3 protein-coding genes are annotated in these 3,479 nt (G+C 34.6%); 2 read left to right on the top strand and 1 reads right to left on the bottom strand.

All coding sequences use genetic code 11. From position 1 onward, the window contains the following. The coding region (locus CJD30_RS11425; RefSeq protein ID WP_294919246.1) for a PAS domain S-box protein at window positions 1–2,610 on the top strand (2,610 nt) is incomplete at its 5' end. A 254-nt stretch (window positions 2,611–2,864) separates the two neighbouring features. After that, complete coding sequence (locus tag CJD30_RS11420; RefSeq protein ID WP_294919244.1) at window positions 2,865–3,119, top strand: hypothetical protein; 255 nt, start codon at window positions 2,865–2,867, stop codon at window positions 3,117–3,119. Window positions 3,120–3,122: 3 nt separating this feature from the next. Here the strand turns inward: CJD30_RS11420 and CJD30_RS11415 are convergent, their stop codons facing one another. Next, entirely contained in the window at window positions 3,123–3,344 is a 222-nt protein-coding gene (locus CJD30_RS11415) for a hypothetical protein (RefSeq protein ID WP_294919242.1), read from the bottom strand. Window positions 3,345–3,479: the final 135 nt, after the last annotated feature.

The raw sequence follows: 3,479 nt of genomic DNA, 5'->3' as shown, positions 1-3,479 counted from the left end.
GTTAACTACAATAATATCTATTGGGATTTAGTACAAACCGATAACTTTCGTCCAAAGCCTTTTAGTAACCAAAATGTTTCATTAATCGAACTAATGCGCAATGCAAAATTTACACAAAAAGAATTTTCAAAACTCAGCGAAGCAAAAAAAGAATCTGATGATTTAACAAAAATTGAGTTTCGAGCGATGAAAATTCTTGAATCAAAACAAGGAGATAGCCATTTAAATCAACAAAAAGCACTTGAACTCCTTCATAACGATCTCTATCATCAGAAAAAAGCTTCTATTATGAAGCCGCTCGATGAATGCTACTCTCTCATAAATGCACGAACTGCAAAAGCTGTAGAACACACTAACAACCTGGCTCTTATTATGAAAATCTTACTCAATGGAGTAGGTTTATTTGTATTATTCACTTTTTACAGACTCTATAAAGAATTAAAGGCTATATTGGGTGGCTCATTGGATGATGTTCATGAACATATTATAAAAATTGGACGCGGTGAATCAGCACCAATATATATAGAGCAAAAATTCAAAAACAGTATCTTGGGATGGTTATCTGAAACGCAAGAACGCTTACAAAGTCTATTACGAACGAATGAACGGTTGAAACAGCTTTATTCCGCACGAAGTGAATGTAATTTAGCCATCGTACAATCCAAGAATGATACAGAACTTTTTTCGAGAATATGCCAGCACATCGTTAATTTCGGAGGATTAAAAATGGCATGGATCGGTATTGTCGATCCTTCAAGCAATCGTCTTGATATTGCCGCATCATTTGGTGAGGGGTTAGAATATCTTGATAACTTACACATTTCAACCGACCCAGAAGATCCCTCATCCTTGGGCCCTACCGGTCGTACGTTTAGAGAAAACAAGCCCTATTGGTGTCAAGATTTTCAACACGATCCAATGACTGCAAAATGGCATGACATGGGAAAAAAATTTGGCTGGGGTGCATCAGCCGCACTTCCTATACAATGTTGCGATACTACGATCGGTGTTCTCACCATATATGCTTATGAAGTCAATATTTTCGATCTTCAAATCAAAAAACTGCTGCAAGCCATAGCCCAAGATATCAGCCATGCGTTGGACAGTTTCCATAATGAAAAAATTCGAAAAGAGATAGAAAATGAGCTCATTGCTACCACACAAACTGCTCAAAATTATCTCAATATCGTTGATGTCATCGTACTGGTTTTAGATACTCATCAAAAAATTAAGCTTCTTAATCGAAAAGGATGCGAAATAGTAGGATACAGTAGTGAAGATGTCCTCGAAAAAGATTGGGTTTCTATGTTTATTCCACAACACGATCAAGCAAAAATAAAAGAACTTATAAATGATCTTGTTAATTCACAAACACCTCCACCGCCTTATTACGAAAATGACATCGTAACAAAAAACGGTAATGTACGAACAATCGCATGGCGTAATCAAGCTTTATACGATGAACTTGGGAATATAATAGGATTTCTATGCTCTGGTGATGATATAACCGAGATACGCTCTACACAAAATAAATTGATAGAAAGTGAAGATTTTTATCGTACTATCGTTACATCGATTGATAAAGCAATTATTATTTTGGAAAATGGCTATGTCGTTGATTGTAATGAGGTTGCATTGTCATTATTTGAAATATCAAAACAAGAATTTTTACAAAGCAATATAACCACATTCACATGGAGTTTCGAATCCTCAAACCGTACCTTAAAAGATTATCTCCAAGATGCCTATGATGGGCAAACTGCTCGCGCCGAGTGTACCTTTACTACAATACACAATACTATAAAAATTCTTGATCTGACCCTCGCCAAATACGGAGAAAATATTAATAAAGTCATTATATTAGCAAGAGATATTACCGATAAAATTGCAAAAGACAAATTACTCACCATGCATTCACGACAAGCACAAATGGGCGAAATGATCAGTATGATTGCACATCAATGGCGTCAACCACTCGCGGTAATTAATGCTATTACAACCCAGCATTTAATGAAAGAGTGCATGAAAGATGAGCCCGATACTTTCTTGCTTAGTAACCTTGATAAAATTGAAAAACAGAGTGTTTATCTCTCACAAACGATCAACGATTATCGAGATTTTTTCCGTAACGATAAACCCAAAGAGGTAATTGACCTTTTATTCCTTATCGAACAAGCTTTAACCCTTGTGGATCATACGATCAAAACCAATAATATCAATATCGATACTCGTGTCAATGCACCTGCAAAAGTCTATGCATATCGGAATGAAGTCTTGCAAGTCATTGTAACGTTACTCAAAAATTCTATCGATGCATTTTTGCATCATGCTATCGAGAAACCCAATATCATCATTACAATCGATCATGATGATATCTATGGCCTGATCAAAGTTTATGATAATGCCGGTGGAATAAAAGAAGAAAATATCAAAAAAATCTTCGATCCCTATTTTACGACTAAAGATCATTCTCTCGGAACGGGTCTTGGACTTTATATGAGTAAAATGGTCATTGAAGATCATTGCAAAGGGATTTTGGAAGTAGAAAGCAAACACAATGAAACAACATTCACACTAAAGTTACCTTGGGAGAATCATGAAGTTATTTAAAATATTTTGACTTTTAAAAACTATATTCTTCTCATACATCTTTTCAATAGAATTCTGCGACATACTTGCAACACTAAAATAATACGATACGTTCAATCAACCTCTAGAAAGGTTCCAGATGGATACTTCGTTTTATTTTATTCTCGGTGCTATTGTATTTTTATTCATCACTATATTTTTTGCCACAGCACCGCGAATCATCTCTAAATAAGCTATAATTCAAACAAATATCATTATGAGAATAACTATAAAAAATGTTCGATCTACATCGTAAAGTAATACAGACTTTTATTAACGAAGATATTAAGGATATCAATACCTATGGTGGGTATAAAGGTGCATATATTCTTAAAATCACTACAAGAAACTTAGGCTTAGCAGAAAAGATCGCACGCTATTGTGAAAGCCTCGGTAGTGAAGCTGTCATCAAAGAAAATAAAAATTTATGCAACTATGAAATATACTGCATAGCGGAAGACACTTCAGTGTATTCACTGAAAATCAAATAATACCTATTTTCTCTTTTTCAAAAAAATACCTTTTTCCACTATTTTAAAAATCGATTCTGCTGCACTCAATGCACTATCTTCCGATAGCTTTGTGTTTTGCGACAGCATCATTTCAGCATGTCCTTCCACCAAAGTTCTGAGAATTCTTTTTGCTCGATCCTCCAAATTTTCTTCAAACAAAATCTGTTCAGAATCCGCTAAACATTTTAATATGAGAAAGCTCACACCCATTCCTTGTATTTTATGTACATTATATTTTAAACCAATACTGTTGCAAGTGTGTTGCGTAGCAGTATTTCATAATCGAATGCAATTCTGCTACACTTCTAAAATATATTTTTGAAACTGGAAATCATGTAT

The sequence above is a fragment of the Sulfuricurvum sp. PD_MW2 genome (genome assembly GCF_002633015.1).
In the GTDB taxonomy this organism is placed as follows: Bacteria; Campylobacterota; Campylobacteria; order Campylobacterales; family Sulfurimonadaceae; genus Sulfuricurvum.
Note: the sequence above shows the minus strand (reverse complement) of the source record. Positions and strands in the feature narration are given on the sequence as shown.